The organism is Bradyrhizobium sp. LA2.1 (assembly GCF_040547725.1).
In the GTDB taxonomy this organism is placed as follows: Bacteria; Pseudomonadota; Alphaproteobacteria; order Rhizobiales; family Xanthobacteraceae; genus Bradyrhizobium; species Bradyrhizobium barranii.
Genome location: NZ_JBEPQI010000020.1, coordinates 49707 through 64009, shown reverse-complemented (window position 1 = coordinate 64009; position 14303 = coordinate 49707). Strand labels below are relative to the sequence as shown.

Annotated in this window: 15 protein-coding genes; 4 read left to right on the top strand and 11 right to left on the bottom strand. The window is 65.0% G+C overall.

Going from position 1 to position 14303, the window contains the following annotated elements; all coding sequences use genetic code 11:
• Window positions 1–2: 2 nt before the first annotated feature.
• A complete protein-coding gene (locus ABIB95_RS31965; RefSeq protein ID WP_354245349.1) occupies window positions 3–440 on the bottom strand; it encodes a GNAT family N-acetyltransferase in 438 nt (145 codons plus the stop codon).
• Window positions 440–1939, bottom strand: a complete 1500-nt coding sequence (locus tag ABIB95_RS31960; RefSeq protein ID WP_071913331.1) for a bifunctional ADP-dependent NAD(P)H-hydrate dehydratase/NAD(P)H-hydrate epimerase — start codon at window positions 1937–1939, stop codon at window positions 440–442. The genes ABIB95_RS31965 and ABIB95_RS31960 overlap by 1 nt, the downstream gene beginning before the upstream one ends.
• Window positions 1940–2322: 383 nt before the next feature.
• On the opposite strand from ABIB95_RS31960, the gene ABIB95_RS31955 reads away from it, so the two are divergent.
• Together ABIB95_RS31955 and glnA are read left to right on the top strand one after the other, a co-directional pair.
• Window positions 2323–2661, top strand: a complete 339-nt coding sequence (locus ABIB95_RS31955; protein ID WP_007603495.1) for a P-II family nitrogen regulator — start codon at window positions 2323–2325, stop codon at window positions 2659–2661.
• Between the two features lie 152 nt (window positions 2662–2813).
• Window positions 2814–4223: a type I glutamate--ammonia ligase gene (gene glnA / locus ABIB95_RS31950; RefSeq protein WP_063982953.1), complete on the top strand. Its 1410-nt coding sequence runs from the start codon at window positions 2814–2816 to the stop codon at window positions 4221–4223.
• A gap of 114 nt (window positions 4224–4337) precedes the next feature.
• Here the strand turns inward: glnA and ABIB95_RS31945 are convergent, their stop codons facing one another.
• The 4 genes from ABIB95_RS31945 to ABIB95_RS31930 form a co-directional block, all read right to left on the bottom strand.
• Entirely contained in the window at window positions 4338–5474 is a 1137-nt protein-coding gene (locus ABIB95_RS31945; protein ID WP_354245346.1) for an asparaginase, read from the bottom strand.
• An 81-nt stretch (window positions 5475–5555) separates the two neighbouring features.
• Window positions 5556–6317: a slipin family protein gene (locus tag ABIB95_RS31940; protein ID WP_063982951.1), complete on the bottom strand. Its 762-nt coding sequence runs from the start codon at window positions 6315–6317 to the stop codon at window positions 5556–5558.
• Window positions 6314–7717 (bottom strand): NfeD family protein, encoded by a 1404-nt coding sequence (locus ABIB95_RS31935; protein WP_085400722.1) that lies wholly within the window; start codon window positions 7715–7717, stop codon window positions 6314–6316. Before ABIB95_RS31935 ends, ABIB95_RS31940 begins: the two co-directional genes overlap by 4 nt.
• 177 nt (window positions 7718–7894) lie before the next feature.
• A complete protein-coding gene (locus ABIB95_RS31930; RefSeq protein WP_014494824.1) occupies window positions 7895–8152 on the bottom strand; it encodes a tautomerase family protein in 258 nt (85 codons plus the stop codon).
• A 151-nt stretch (window positions 8153–8303) separates the two neighbouring features.
• On the opposite strand from ABIB95_RS31930, the gene ABIB95_RS31925 reads away from it, so the two are divergent.
• The gene (locus ABIB95_RS31925; protein WP_354245341.1) at window positions 8304–9281 is read left to right on the top strand and encodes a GlxA family transcriptional regulator; all 978 of its coding nucleotides are present in this window, start codon (window positions 8304–8306) and stop codon (window positions 9279–9281) included.
• A 50-nt stretch (window positions 9282–9331) separates the two neighbouring features.
• Here the strand turns inward: ABIB95_RS31925 and ABIB95_RS31920 are convergent, their stop codons facing one another.
• Together ABIB95_RS31920 and ABIB95_RS31915 are read right to left on the bottom strand one after the other, a co-directional pair.
• Complete coding sequence (locus ABIB95_RS31920) at window positions 9332–10105, bottom strand: gamma-glutamyl-gamma-aminobutyrate hydrolase family protein (RefSeq protein ID WP_354245338.1); 774 nt, start codon at window positions 10103–10105, stop codon at window positions 9332–9334.
• Window positions 10106–10195: 90 nt separating this feature from the next.
• The gene (locus tag ABIB95_RS31915; RefSeq protein ID WP_354245335.1) at window positions 10196–10912 is read right to left on the bottom strand and encodes a hypothetical protein; all 717 of its coding nucleotides are present in this window, start codon (window positions 10910–10912) and stop codon (window positions 10196–10198) included.
• A 137-nt stretch (window positions 10913–11049) separates the two neighbouring features.
• Here ABIB95_RS31915 and ABIB95_RS31910 point away from each other — a divergent pair, with 137 nt between their 5' ends.
• Window positions 11050–12183, top strand: a complete 1134-nt coding sequence (locus ABIB95_RS31910; RefSeq protein WP_354098908.1) for an AI-2E family transporter — start codon at window positions 11050–11052, stop codon at window positions 12181–12183.
• A 76-nt stretch (window positions 12184–12259) separates the two neighbouring features.
• On the opposite strand, the gene ABIB95_RS31905 is transcribed toward ABIB95_RS31910, so the two are convergent.
• The 3 genes from ABIB95_RS31905 to ABIB95_RS31895 form a co-directional block, all read right to left on the bottom strand.
• On the bottom strand, window positions 12260–12556 hold the full coding sequence (locus ABIB95_RS31905; protein WP_028155908.1) for an antibiotic biosynthesis monooxygenase family protein: 297 nt from the start codon (window positions 12554–12556) through the stop codon (window positions 12260–12262).
• Window positions 12557–12655: 99 nt separating this feature from the next.
• Window positions 12656–12892, bottom strand: coding sequence for a hypothetical protein (locus ABIB95_RS31900; RefSeq protein WP_028149020.1), 237 nt, complete (start codon window positions 12890–12892; stop codon window positions 12656–12658).
• Window positions 12893–12963: 71 nt separating this feature from the next.
• Window positions 12964–14184, bottom strand: a complete 1221-nt coding sequence (locus ABIB95_RS31895; protein ID WP_354245331.1) for a GGDEF domain-containing protein — start codon at window positions 14182–14184, stop codon at window positions 12964–12966.
• Window positions 14185–14303: the final 119 nt, after the last annotated feature.

Here is a 14303-nt window from a genome sequence, read left to right as displayed (position 1 = left end):
GGCTACCGCCCCGTCCAGAGGTAGCGAGCATCAGGCTCCCGCTCCTCGTTCCGCGCCTCGTCGGTCTGCTCAACCAGTGCGAACCCGCGCGCCTCATAGAAGCGCCGCGCCGGCGCGTTGCGCTCGAAGGTCCAGAGCTCCAGCTGGTCGCTGGCCCGCTTGGCGACATCGAGGAGTTCTGTGCCGACGCCGCGCCCCTGGGCGGCGGGAAGCACATAGAGCTGCTCGACCCAACCTTCGCGGAAGGCGATGATCCCGCTCAGGACGCCATCATCGAACCGTCCCCACACACGGCACGTCGTGAAAACGCGCTCGCGGTAGAACCAGCTGTCCTCGTCAGGTGTGTGCAGCCCAACGAGCCACGGCATCGCCCGGTCAAACGCAATCCGATGGACCTGCGCGGCCTCGCCCATATCGGTGAGTGCGAGCAGCCTGAGCACTAGTACTCCACCCCGAGCGCATTATAGATCCGCCGGTGCACGGCCGGCAGCGTCTCGGTCAGGTCCTCCGCGATCAGGCCGGGCCCCGCCTCGCTTCCCGCCTCGCCATGCATCCAGACGCCGATGCTGGCGGCTTCGAAGGCCGGCACGCCCTGCGCCAGAAGTCCTGCGATGATGCCGGCGAGCACGTCGCCGGCGCCGGCGGTGGCGAGCCAGGGCGGCGCGTTGGCGGCGATGGTGGCGCGCCCGTCGGGCGCGGCGATGGTGGTATCCGGCCCCTTCAGCAGCACGACCGCACCACAGCGCTCGGCGGCGGCGCGGACTCGCTCCAGCTTCGAGCGGCCCGGATGTTTGTTGCTGAGGTCGGAGAACAGGCGCGGAAATTCACCCTCGTGCGGCGTCAGCACGACCGCACTGTCCTCAGAGGACTTGATCGATTCAAACAGCCGCTCGGGGTTTGCGGCAAAGCTCGTCAGCGCATCCGCGTCCAGCACCAGATGCCGCTGCGCGTGAAGCGCCGTGTGGACCAGATCGCAGGTGCGATCGCCGACGCCCGCGCCGGGTCCGATCAGGCAGGTGTTGTAGCGTTTGTCGCCGAGCAACGCGCCGAATTCGACCGCTGTGTCGCAGGCGCGAACCATCACCACGGTGAGCGCGCTGGCATTGATCGCGAGCGCATCGCGCGGGGTCGCCAGCGTCACGAGGCCCGCTCCGGCCCGCAAAGCCCCACGGGCGGCGAGCCGCGCCGCGCCGGTCGCGGCGGCATCGCCCGAGACCGCCAGCACGTGGCCCCGTGCGTATTTATGGCCGTCGATGCGCGGCACCGGAAAGGCGGTGCCCCAGAAATCCGGATCGTTCTCGAAGGTCCGCGGCGCGATCTCGTCCAGCACCTGTGCGTCGATGCCGATGTCGGCGACGCGCACGTGGCCGCAATGCATCCGGCCGGGCAGCAGCAAATGCGCCGGCTTCTTGCGGAAGAAGGTGACGGTCTCGGTGGCGTTCACCGCCGCACCCATCACAGCTGCGCTGGTGCCGTTGATGCCGCTCGGCAGGTCGACCGCGAGCACCGGGGCGCCGTTGGCGTTGATCGCTTCGATCATCGCATGCGCCTCGCCGTCGACCGGGCGACTGAGGCCCGCGCCGAACAGCGCATCGATGATCAGCGCGGGCTTGCCGATCGCCTGCGGATTGAACGGCAGCACCGGGTGCTTCCAGCCGCGCGCCGCGGAGGCCGCGTCACCCTGGAGCTGGTCGCGCTCGCACATCAGGATCACCGAGACGTCGCGCCCTTGCGCGGCGAGCTCCGCGGCTGCGACAAAACCGTCGCCGCCATTGTTGCCGGGACCGGCCACGATCAGGATCGGCCCCTCCTCCACCAGCGCATTGGCGGCCTCCGCGACCGCCTGCCCCGCGCTGAGCATCAGCTTGAAGCCGGGCGTGCCTGCCGCAATACTGAGCTGGTCGGCACGCTGCATTTCAGCGTTGGTCAGAACTTCCATGCCACTTCCCTGGTCCAAACGCCTTTTCAACAGGCACGTTCCGTACAGGCCCACCCGGCAGAACAACGATTTGCACAGATATTGAACCGATTGCCTATTTCGTAGTCTGCGGTATTTTGAGCCAGTCGGCTCCACCTATCAGAGATGCGCGTTAAAAGGCTGATAACGCTCCAATAATCAGGGCATTTGCAACTTGGCATAGACCCTGCTTTCGAGGAAGCCGCTTCGGTTCGTCGTGCTCACTGGCAATCTATCAGGGTGTGGCCGGCCGTTGTTGCCGGGCTGGTCAGGCATCCCGGCATAGCGAAGACAAGATCGTGCGTTAAGAAAAGCGCATCCTGACGAAGACGTTGCTATTTGATCGAAAGGCCGGGAGGCGCGCAGTGAAGAAAATCGAAGCCATCATCAAGCCATTCAAGCTCGACGAGGTGAAGGAAGCGCTTCAGGAAGTCGGCCTGCAAGGCATCACCGTGACCGAGGCCAAGGGCTTTGGCCGGCAGAAGGGCCACGCCGAGCTTTACCGCGGCGCAGAATACATCGTCGATTTCCTCCCCAAGGTGAAGATCGAGATCGTGATCGGCGACGATCTGGTCGAGCGCGCCATCGACGCGATCCGCCGCGCCGCGCAGACCGGGCGCATCGGCGACGGCAAGATTTTCGTCTCCAATATCGAAGAGGCGATCCGCATCCGGACCGGCGAATCCGGGCTGGACGCTATCTGAGCCGGGTGCTATCCCGCATTTTGCGACACTCCGACAAGAAAAAGGCTGCTTCGGCGGCCTGATTTTGTTTGTGCGCTCGCGCGCGAACTCGCCAAAAGCGAGAACAATCTTGCTCACCTGGAAACCGACCCGCAGAGCCAAAAGGGGTATGCATGAAGACCGCCAAAGACGTCCTGAAATCGATCAAGGACAACGACGTCAAATACGTCGACCTGCGCTTCACCGATCCGCGCGGCAAGTGGCAGCACGTGACATTCGACATCAGCATGATCGATGAGGACATTTTCGCCGAAGGGACGATGTTCGACGGCTCCTCGATCGCCGGCTGGAAGGCGATCAACGAGTCCGACATGTGCCTGATGCCGGACCCGGTGACCGCGACGATCGACCCGTTCTTCGCCGAGACCACCATGGTCATCACCTGCGACGTGCTCGAGCCGACCACTGGCGAGCCCTACAACCGCGACCCCCGCGGCATCGCCAAGAAGGCCGAGGCCATGGTGAAGTCGATGGGCGTGGGCGACAGCGTGTTCGTCGGCCCCGAAGCCGAGTTCTTCGTGTTCGACGACGTGCGCTTCTCCGCCAACCCCTACAACACCGGCTTCCGTCTCGACTCCTCGGAGCTGCCGACCAACTCCGACACCGAATATGAAGGCGGCAATCTCGGCCACCGCGTCCGCACCAAGGGCGGCTACTTCCCGGTGCCGCCGCAGGACTCCGTGCAGGACATGCGCTCCGAAATGCTCGGCGCCATGGCCAAGATGGGCGTCAAGGTCGAGAAGCATCACCACGAAGTCGCGTCCGCCCAGCACGAGCTCGGCATGAAGTTCGACACGCTGACGCTGATGGCCGACCACATGCAGATCTACAAGTACTGCATCCACCAGGTCGCGCACATCTACGGCAAGACCGCCACCTTCATGCCGAAGCCGGTTTATGGCGACAACGGCTCGGGCATGCACGTGCACCAGTCGATCTGGAAGGACGGCAAGCCGGTGTTCGCCGGCAACAAGTACGCCGACCTGTCGGAGACCTGCCTTCACTACATCGGCGGCATCATCAAGCACGCCAAGGCGATCAACGCCTTCACCAACCCGTCGACCAACTCCTACAAGCGCCTGGTCCCGGGCTATGAGGCCCCCGTGCTGCTCGCCTACTCCGCGCGCAACCGCTCGGCCTCCTGCCGCATCCCCTACACCGCTTCGCCGAAGGCCAAGCGTGTCGAGGTGCGCTTCCCCGATCCGCTCGCCAATCCCTATCTCGGCTTCGCCGCGATGCTGATGGCCGGCCTCGACGGCATCAAGAACAAGATCGATCCGGGTCCGGCGATGGACAAGGACCTCTACGACCTGCCGAAGGAAGAGCTGAAGCAGATCCCGACGGTGTGCGGCTCGCTCCGCGAGGCGCTCGAAAACCTCGACAAGGACCGCGGCTTCCTCAAGAACGGCGGCGTGTTCGACGACGACTTCATCGACAGCTACATCGAGCTGAAGATGACCGAGGTCGAGCGCTTCGAAATGACCCCGCACCCGGTCGAGTTCGACATGTACTATTCGGGCTGAGCGGCCCAAACTCTCTGCGACAAGCAAAAGGCGCTCCGCGAGGAGCGCCTTTTCGTTTTGGGGAGTCGCAGGGTGGATTACGCTAACCCACCCTGCAGGACACGACGCGCCCAATCACCACGTTGCAGTGAAGGCGCGCTGGAGCTCGGCCGGAGCCGTAACCCCGCCCGCGATCAGCAATTGAGTGAGAACACGGGCCTTCTGCGGATTGAGGTCCTCGGACACGACGAACCCGTTCTTGTCGTCGTCAACCTCGACATTCCGGGTGACGAAGCCGGATCGGACCCGCGTCGAGCGGACGACGATGACGCCCTTCTTCGCCGCCGCTTCGAGCGCATCGAGGGCCTGCTTCGACGTGTTGCCGTCGCCGACGCCGGCCAGCACGATGCCCTTGGCGCCGTGGGAAATGGCGTCCTCGATCGGAACGGCGTCCATGTTGGCATGCGAATAGACGATCTCGACGCGCGGCAATTGCTCGCCTGCCGGGAGCGGATAGGTCGTGCGCTTGAAGCCGGCGGCCTGGGTCATGAAACGGATGCCGCCGGCGCTGTCGACATAGCCGATCGGGCCGTCATTGGGGGAGCTGAACGTCTCGATGCTCGTGGTGTTGGTCTTGGTGATCGAGCGGGCGCTTTGGATCTTGTCGTTCAGCACGGCCATCACGCCGCGGCCGCGAGAGCGAGGATCGGCCGCCACCTGCACCGCTTCGTACAGATTGCCGGGGCCGTCCGCACTCACCGCCGTGGCCGGACGCATCGAACCGACGATCACCACCGGCTTGTCGCCGCGCACGACATTGTCGAGAAAGAACGCGGTCTCCTCCAGCGTATCCGTGCCGTGGGTGATGAGGATTCCATCGGCTTCATTCTTGTCGAAGGCGTCCTGGATGCGGCGGGCCAGGGCAAACCAGACCTTGTCGTTCATGTCCTGGGATCCGATCGACGAAATCTGCTCAGCGTTCAGCTTCGCGAGCTTGTCCAGGCCCGGTACCGACTGCATCAACTGCTCCCCGGTGATCTGGCCGGATTTGTACGCGCCGGTCGCGCGCGTGTCGGCCTGGCCTGCGATGGTGCCTCCCGTCGCAAGCACGAGAATGCGCGGCAGGCCGGCCGCCGTCGCGTCCTTGCCCGGCTCTGCGGCCTGCGCCGCATCGATCCCCCACGACCAAAGTGCGAGGGCGACCAGCGGGACGGTGAGCATCAATGTCCGATTTCGGCGGCGGCTTGCTGGTCTGGCGGCATGCTTCGTCATCGAATTTTCCTCCCGTTTAAGTTGGGAGCAATATTCGACACCTCCATTTGGGCCGAAGATGGGTCATCCTGCCGCTTATGGCTACGGGTTGTCGCGCCGCGGCACAAAATGGTCGAGCAGGCCCGTCGGCAGCGGAAAGACGATGGTCGACGACCGTTCGCCCGCGATGTCGTGCAGGGCCGCGAAATAACGTAGTTGCATCGCCTGAGGCTCCTGCGCGAGAATCCGGCCGGCCTCGACGAGCTTTTCGGCAGCCTGCTGCTCGCCCATCGCATTGATCACCTTGGCCCGCCGCAACCGCTCCGCCTCGGCCTGTTTGGCAATCGCGCGCACCATGGTTTCATTGAGATCGACGTCCTTGATCTCGATGCCGGTGACCTTGATGCCCCAGACGTCGGTCTGCTTGTCGAGGATCTCCTGGATGTCCGCGTTCAACCTGTCGCGCTCGGCCAGCATCTCGTCGAGCTCGTGCTTGCCGAGCACCGAGCGCAAGGTGGTCTGGGCGAGCTGGCTGGTGGCGGCCATGTAGTCGCCGACCTTGATGATGGCCCGTTCGGGGTCGACGATGCGGAAGTACAAAACGGCGTTGACCTTGACGGAGACGTTGTCCCGCGAAATCACGTCCTGCGGCGGCACGACCTGCACCATCACCCGCAGATCCACCTTCACCAGTTGCTGCACGATCGGAATGAGGATGATGAGGCCCGGGCCCTTCACGCCGGTAAAGCGGCCGAGCGTAAAGATGACGCCACGCTCGTATTCGCGCAGGATTCGAATAGCCTGGGACAGGAACATGATGACAAGCAACGCGAGCGCCGCATAGGTCAGATATTCCAGCATCATGATGTACCTCCCTCGCCTGTTGGTGCGCGCCGAATCAGCAGCGTCAGGTCGACGATGTTGGCGACTTCGACCGTCTCTCCGGGCTTGAACGTTTCGGCGCCGCGCGCCTGCCAGCGCTCACCATGGGCGAAGACATGACCTTCGTTCCCATTCCAGTCGAGAACCTCGGCGGGCAAGCCTCGCATGGCCTGCGCGCCGACCAGTGCAGGAGCCCTGCCGACGCGCCGAAGCGAACCGAGCACGACGAGCGCAAAGCCGGCGAACACTGCTGCGGTGATGCCTATCACCCACCACGACAGGTGGTAGCCCGGCGCCTCGCCCCTGAAAAGCATCAGCGCTCCCAGCACGAACGCGATGATCCCTCCGAGCCCGATTACCACGGTCGGGTTGAAGGCTTCGATGGTGAGAAGCACGAGTCCAACCAACATCAGGGCGAGGCCGGCATAATTGATCGGCAGCAGATTGAGCGCATAGAGGCCGATCAGCAGGCAGATCGCGCCGACGACTCCGGGGGCGACGGCTCCAGGAGACATGAACTCGAAGATCAAGCCGTAGATGCCGACCATCAGGAGAATGAACGCCACGTTTGGATCGGTGATCACCGCCAGGAAGCGGGATATCGGTCCGGGATCGATGGCTTCAACGACGGCATCCTTCGTCACCAGGCGTTGCGTCTTGCCGCCTGCGACCTCGACCACGCGACCATCGATCTGCCTCAGCAATTCAGCCTGATCGCGCGCGACGAGATCGATGGCGTGAGCCTCTAGCGCGGCGTTCGCAGAGAGCGTGGCAGCCTCACGGACCGCCTTCTCCGCCCAGTCCACATTGCGGTTGCGCAGCTCCGCAAGGCTGCGGATGAAGGCAACCGCATCATTGGTCGCCTTGGCCGTCATCGCATCCTTGGGCTGATCCTTGGACTCGCTCTGCTGGTCACCGTCCTTTTTGTCCTTGCCGCCCTTGTCCGCGGGTCCGCTCGGAAGACCCGGCAGCGGCCCGCCGATCTGCACCGGCGTCGCGGCGCCAATATTGGTGCCCGGCGCCATCGCCGCGATGTGGGTCGCATAAAGGATATAGGTCCCCGCGCTCGCCGCGTGGGCGCCGGAGGGCGCGACGTAACCGACCACAGGGATCGGCGAGGCCAGCACATCCGCGATGATCTCGCGCATGCTGGAATTGAGACCGCCGGGCGTGTTCAGTCTCAGAAGCACGACCTCGGCGCGCCGTTCGCTTGCCTTGGCCAAAGCCTCCTTGACGTAGCTGGCCGACGCAGGGCCGATGGCTCCGTCGATCGAAACGATCAATGCAAGACGGCCGTTCTCCTCCGCTGAGCTGGGAAGGAGGCAGCAGATCAAAGCCACGACGCCAATCGCCGCAACGAGGGCCGCCTTCATGGTCTGCACGGCAGGGCTCCCTTGCAGAACATATGGTGGGCGTCTTGCGAACCTCAATGCGTCCGCGTGCAGGCCATGGTCGTGATCGTGATTGTGCGATGCAATGGAAATCGCCCCGCGGATCGATTGAGCACAGGGCGGTGGCGAACCATGCCTTTGGCTGGTCCGCCCGCGCACGCTGTGCTGCTACGGCCGTGGGACCCGCACGCCATCCGCGCCGATCGTGCCGAACATGCCGGCGATGATCTCAGGCGTCGGCTGCATGCCGCCCAGCGACCAGTGCGCCGGCTCCTGCTCCTCGATCCTGACCCAGACGTTGCGGCGGAAGTCCGGGTTGCCCTGCCCTTCGACTTCGACCAGGAGATCGGTGACGCGTTCGAGCAGGGTCTTCTTCTGCCCGGCATCCAGGATGCCGCGGACGGTGGAAATGGTGACGTAAGGCATGTTTCTCTCCAATCATGTCGTGTGACGACGGCACGAGACTGGACCTGACGGCGCGGGCAAGGCAGTGGCGGATGAGACAGAGATCGGGCAATTTCCGCCACGCAGCCCCACGCCGATCGGCTAGGATCGCCGCCCCTGTCCTGGAGGTCTCATGAAGCTCGCAATTCTGGCGCTGGAAGGCTGCATGCATTCGGCGATCGCCGGGGTCGCCGACATCCTGTCGCTCGCCAATCACGTGATGCAGCAGAGCGGTGCGAAAACGCGCTTCGCCTGGGAGGTGCTTTCGCTCGACGGCAAGCCGGTGCGCGCCGGCGGCGGCCAGATGGTCGCCGTCGATGGCGCGGTCGGCAAACGCGGTCGGTTCGACGCGATCCTCGTCCCCGGCAACCTCGTCGATCACGTCACGGCGGAACGCCTGCAACCGCTATATGCCCGCGCCGGCGCCTGGCTTCGGCAGCAGCATGCGAGCGGCCGGCTGATCGGCGCATTCTGCAGCGGCGTGTTCCTGCTTGCAGGCAGCGGCCTGCTCGACCACCGCCGCGCCACCATCACCTGGTGGCTGCAAGGCGAACTGCGGCAGCGCCATCCCACCATCGACCTCGCCGCCGACGCCGTCATCACCGTCGCGGACCGCATCGTCTGCGCGGCCGGACCGATGTCGTGGGTCGACCTCCTGCTCAGGCTGATCGAGATGGTCGACGGCAAGGAGATTGCAAAGCTCTGCGCGGACTACGTCGTCATCGACACCGCGCAACGCACCCAGTCGATCTTCATGCCCGTCGGCTATTTGCTGTCGCAGGACCCGCTGCTGACCAGGGCCGACCTCCTGGTTCGCCGCACCGGCAAGAGCCCGATGACGGTCAAGCGCCTCGCCGATGCACTCGGCCTCAGCGAGCGCACGCTGAACCGGAAGTTCCAGGAGCTCACGCGCGAGCCGCCGCAAGCCTTCATCATGCGCCGCCGCGTCGAGCATGCGCGCACGCTGCTGGAGACGACGGCGCAGCCGATCAAGACCATCGCACGCACGGCCGGCTATGAGGACGAGAGCAGCTTTCGCAAGGCGTTCCGCAAGCTGACCTTGATGTCGCCGCAGGCCTATCGCGCGCGACGGATGGAGCGGACGGCGTAAGCTGCGAAACCAAGGCGCCGTTCAGTCGAGGGCTGCGAGCGAGCTTCTTGCTACGCCGCCGCGCGCTGGCGCTCGACCATGGCTTCGCCAAAGGCCTCGAACAGCTTGCGGTTGATCGGATTGCGCTGCGGGTCGTATTCGGCGTGCCATTGTACGCCGAGCGCGAAGGTCGGGGCTTCCGCGATACGGATCGCCTCGATGGTGCCGTCCTCGGCGATGCCTTCGATCAGCACGCGCTTGCCGGGATCGAGAATGCCCTGGCCATGCAGCGAATTGACCCTGATCTTCTCGCAGCCGAGCAGCCGCGCGAAGGCGCCTCCGGGCGTCAGGTCGACGTCGTGACGGTCGGCGAACACCACGGTCGGGTCTGGATGAATCTCGCCGTTCTCGAGCCTGGGCATGCGGTGGTTCATGCGGCCGGGGATTTCGCGGATCTCCGGATGCAGCGAGCCGCCGAAGGCGACGTTCATCTCCTGTAGGCCCCGGCAGATGCCGAACAGCGGAATGCCGCGGGACACGCAAGCGATCGAGAGCGCCAGTGCCACCTCGTCGCGGTGGATGTCGTAGGGCTCGTGCCGCTCGCACGGATCGACATTGAAACGGGTCGGATGGACGTTGGCGCGGGCGCCGGTGAGCACGATCCCGTCGACCACATCGAGCAGCGCGCCGATATCGGTGATGTCGGGCGCTCCCGCAAACATCATCGGCAGGCCGCCGGAAACCTCGGCCACAGCGCGCAAATTGCGCTCGCCGACCATCTGGACCTGAAATCGATTTTCGACGCGATGGGCGTTCCCGATCACGCCGACGACCGGCTTTCTCATCTCCCGTTCCGACCTCCCGCGTAAGAAGATTCTCCAAACATGCCCTTGGGATGGAACAAATTCAACAGAAGGGTACGCGGGACGGCAATGCTATTTTCGCGCAAATGCCTCCTGGGCCGCGGTTGTCCCCACGACGGGCAGGCCGGCGGCCTTCAGCGCGGTTGCCGCCGGATCGTCCGGCGTGGCCAGCCAGGGCAATTTCGCCTCGATTCCGCGCGTCACGGGCTCCCCGAGCACCCCGCCGAAATCGATCGGCCAAAACCCGTTAGGCACCACCTCGGCGGTGAGGCTACGGACGGCGTAGCCGTCGCCCAGAACCGTATCCGCATGGTCTCCGGCGACAAGGCGGGCGGTCTGGGGATCTCGGGGATCGCCAAAGCTCACGAGCACGGGGATCAGTTCCCCCTGCACCGGGACAATGCCGGCCTGCCGGCTGATATCGTTGAACGAGACGCGGTTGCCGCGCGCGGCGCCATAGGCACGGAGCGCGACATAGTTGATGTCGTCGAGGTCGAGCTTGCCGCCCTGCTGATGCGCCAGCAATGCCACCAGGTTCTTGCCTTTGCCGCCGTCTTGGCCGAGATCGACGAACACAGCCTCCCCGCGCATCGTGGTGCGGCCGCCGCGGTTATAGTTGCGGTCAGGCACGACGGCGAGAACACCGGACCCCGTCTTGATCCCGTCAGGCGTCGTCACCTCGACCGTGAGGCGGTATTTGTGGCCGGGCCGGTTGATCCGGATCTGGTCGCCGATCACGATCACGGCCAGAAGCCCCAGCAGACCGGCCCACTTGCTGATGAAACTCAAGCGCCCCCCACCTGTTTTCTCCTCATCGCTCTGCACCGTTCGCGCGACAGCGTCAAACCAGCGCGTTGACGCGGTCTTGATCGGAAGCGCGTTTGTCGAAAGAGTGCCCCGCCCGCAGCCGCCGAAAAGGACATGATGTGACCATCCTCGCAGACCAACGCCCCACGACCCGCACCGATCTGGCTTGGGCAATTTCGGTCGGCGGCATCGGTGTCGTGCTGTTCACGGCGATGCTGGTCTTCACCTGGTATTTTGCGACCACGCTGCTGCTGATCTTCACCGGCATGCTGCTCGGCGTCGGCCTCAACGCGCTGACCAACGCGCTCGGCCGCCGCGTGCACCTGCCGCATCCGGTCCGGCTCGCGATCGTCTGCGTCGTGCTTGCGGTGCTGCTCGCAGGCGTCGCCTATCTCGGCGGCGCCACCATCGCCGAGCAGGCCTCGCTGCTGAGCAAGACCATCAAGTCGCAGATCGGCAACGTGAAGACCTTCCTGGACAACCACGGGATCGACACCAGCTTCTTCGATCTCGGCAGCGCTGCGTCTGACGCTTCGGCCAATCCACCATCGGACTCGACACCCTCGCCAGCAGCACCCCCGCGCGGTTCCTTGCCCGGCGCCGGCGCGCTGGCCTCCAGCGGTGGCGCGATCGTGAGCCAGACCTTCAAGCTCCTGCTCGGCACCATCCACGGCGTGGGAAACATCTTCATCGTGCTGTTCCTGGGGCTGTCCTTCGCCGCCCAGCCCGGCGTCTATCACGACGGCCTGTTGTTCCTGGCGCCGGCGAGGCATCGCACCCGCGTCACCCTGATCATCGACGGCATCAGCGAGACGCTGGAACGTTGGCTGATCGCGCAGATCGTCGTGATGATTGCGGTTGGCGTCGTGACCTGGATCGGGCTTGCCATCATCGGCATTCCCGGCTCGTTCATCCTGGGCATTCAGGCGGGCCTGCTCGCCTTCATTCCGACCGTCGGCGCCATCATTGCCGGCGTCGTCGTGGTGCTCGCGAGCCTCGCCTCGGGCTGGATTCCGGCGCTGTCGGCCTTCCTCCTCTTCATGGGCGTGCACGCGATGGAGAGCTATGTGCTGACGCCGATCCTGCAGCGGCAGGCACTGGACATCCCGCCGGCCACGCTGTTCGCGTTCCAGATCCTGCTCGGCGTCGTGTTCGGCATCTGGGGCCTGGCGCTGGCGCTGCCACTGGTCGCCATCGCCAAGGTCATGATCGACCATTTCAAGACGTATGAGGCGCCGCCCCTGGCAGCATGATCCGGAAAAGTGCGCAGCGGCTTTCCGAAAAGATCATGCTCAGGCGACGAGCCGGCGTAAGGCGTCGTGAAGTCGCTCAGGTCGTCAGCACGGTCTCGGTGTGCTCGACCTCCGGGGGCGAAGCAAAGTACTGACCGACGAGGCCGCGCCATTCGGTGAAATTCTCCGAGCCGCGGAAATCGACGGTGTGGTTCTCCAGCGTCGCCCACTTCACCATCAGCCGGTAGCGCTGCGGCTTCTCGATCGACTTGTGCAGCTCGAAGCCGTGAAAGCCCTTCGAACCGCCGAAGGCGGCCTTGGCCTTGGCGACGGCCGCCTCAAAGTCCTTCTCGCTGCCCGGCTTGACGTCGATTTGCGCGATCTCGGTGATCATCGGTTTCCACCCTGTTTGTTTGATGGGTGTGTCTACCGTAGACCGCAACGAAGAAAAAGGCACCGAATCGGCGCCCTGACCGGTCAAAAATGCGTGCTCTCAGGCTAACAGCAGAGCGGTGCCTGCCACGATGAGCGCGCAACCGATGAACAGCGCGAGCGGCCAGTAGCTACGGCTTTGCGTGTAGCGCCCCTGCGCGCGGCGCTCGGTGATCAGCGCGCGCTCGTATTCATCCGCGGTGGAGAACACGCAGGCGAAGCCGCCGCGTGCCGAGGCCGCAGCGGCTTCGAGCGACATCAGGGCAGCCTGCGGGTTCTGTCGACGGATCGATTCCATGACCGCAATGGTAGGGATCGAATGGTAAACAGCGGATTACCGAAGGCGCCTCTTGAGGCGGCCTCTTGGCTTCAGGCGGTGGCCGGACGCGCCTGCGGCGCACCGACCCGCGCCGCGCTCTGGCGGCGCCAGTTCTCCAGCGACAGCGGCAGCTCCTCCGCCGCCTCGACGCGGTTGCGGCCACCGCGCTTGGCCTGGTAGAGCGCGGTGTCGGCCGAGGCCAGCAGCACCTCGAGCTCGGTGCCGGCCGGACCGCCGGCAACGCCGATGCTGACGGTGGTGTCGACCGGGCCCTCGTCGACCACGACGCCGGAGGTCTCGAACGCCTCGCGCACGCGCTCGGCAACCAGCACACCCTCCTCCAACGAACACGGCAGCAGCGCCGCGAACTCCTCGCCGCCGATGCGGCCCGACATATCGGTCATGCGCAGATTGCTCACGACGACGGTCGAGAACAGTTTCAGCATCTCGTCGCCGGCGGGATGGCCGAAGCGGTCGTTGATCGACTTGAAATGATCGATGTCGAAGATCATCACGGTCACGGGACGGCCGGCCTTGGCTTCGCGCTCGATCACGCGCCCGCAGGCTTCCGAGAAGCCGCGGCGGTTGAGCATGCCGGTCAGGGGATCGGTGGATGCGGCGGTCCGGTGCGCCGTCACCGTGCGCTCCGACACCAGCATGAAGATCACGAACACGGTGCCGACGGCATAGAGGATGAGCTCGACCGCAAACACGGTGACCCAGATGCTGCCGGAGAAGCCGGCATCGTTCGGACGCAGGAAGCTGCCGAGCACGATCGGCAGCATCAGCACGCAGCCGTGCATCACCGGCACCACGAAGGCTGGCCAGCGCCGTTGCAGGCTCTTGCGCCGCTCGACCCAGAGCTCGCTCGCGGTCAGCGCCGCATAGACCGAGACGATGCCGGCGCCGACGATCATGCGCAGCATGGACGCGGCGGGATCAAGCAGCGTCACGGCGGTGGCCCAGGCCAGCGCGCCGACGAGGAGACCCGGCCAGTTCGGCTTGCGGCCATGGAAGACGCGCGCCGCATTCCACACCATGCCGCAGGCGACGAAGCCGACCGCGTTCAGCGCAAGGTAAAGATGCGGGCCGAGCTTGTCGCCGGCCGCGGTCCACAGCGCAACGGACGCTGCGCCGAGGAGATACGCGGTGCCCCACCATTTCAGCGCGGGGCTGTTCTCCTGCGTGCCGAAAAACACCATCATGGCGCCGAGCAGTGCGGCAACCATGGTGGCGACCAAATAGAGCGTGATGCTATCGAGCGACATCATGTCGGCCCCCTTCTAGACATAGCAAGTTACGCGATCGGCCCAGCCGACTTGCGCGCCCTTCCAGATGCGACGCTATGTCCCGCGAGTTCCATTCAGGTTTTCATGCGGGGCCAAGTTTT

Excerpts from the sequence above, each read along its gene's own strand:
- ABIB95_RS31960 (WP_071913331.1), bottom strand. The coding sequence starts at position 1,939 with ATGGAAGTTCTGACCAACGCTGAAATGCAGCGTGCCGACCAGCTCAGT.
- glnA (WP_063982953.1), top strand. The coding sequence starts at position 2,814 with ATGAAGACCGCCAAAGACGTCCTGAAATCGATCAAGGACAACGACGTC.
- ABIB95_RS31945 (WP_354245346.1), bottom strand. The coding sequence starts at position 5,474 with ATGACGAAGCATGCCGCCAGACCAGCAAGCCGCCGCCGAAATCGGACA.
- ABIB95_RS31940 (WP_063982951.1), bottom strand. The coding sequence starts at position 6,317 with ATGATGCTGGAATATCTGACCTATGCGGCGCTCGCGTTGCTTGTCATC.
- ABIB95_RS31930 (WP_014494824.1), bottom strand. The coding sequence starts at position 8,152 with ATGCCTTACGTCACCATTTCCACCGTCCGCGGCATCCTGGATGCCGGG.
- ABIB95_RS31925 (WP_354245341.1), top strand. The coding sequence starts at position 8,304 with ATGAAGCTCGCAATTCTGGCGCTGGAAGGCTGCATGCATTCGGCGATC.
- ABIB95_RS31920 (WP_354245338.1), bottom strand. The coding sequence starts at position 10,105 with ATGAGAAAGCCGGTCGTCGGCGTGATCGGGAACGCCCATCGCGTCGAA.
- ABIB95_RS31905 (WP_028155908.1), bottom strand. The coding sequence starts at position 12,556 with ATGATCACCGAGATCGCGCAAATCGACGTCAAGCCGGGCAGCGAGAAG.
- ABIB95_RS31900 (WP_028149020.1), bottom strand. The coding sequence starts at position 12,892 with ATGGAATCGATCCGTCGACAGAACCCGCAGGCTGCCCTGATGTCGCTC.
- ABIB95_RS31895 (WP_354245331.1), bottom strand. The coding sequence starts at position 14,184 with ATGATGTCGCTCGATAGCATCACGCTCTATTTGGTCGCCACCATGGTT.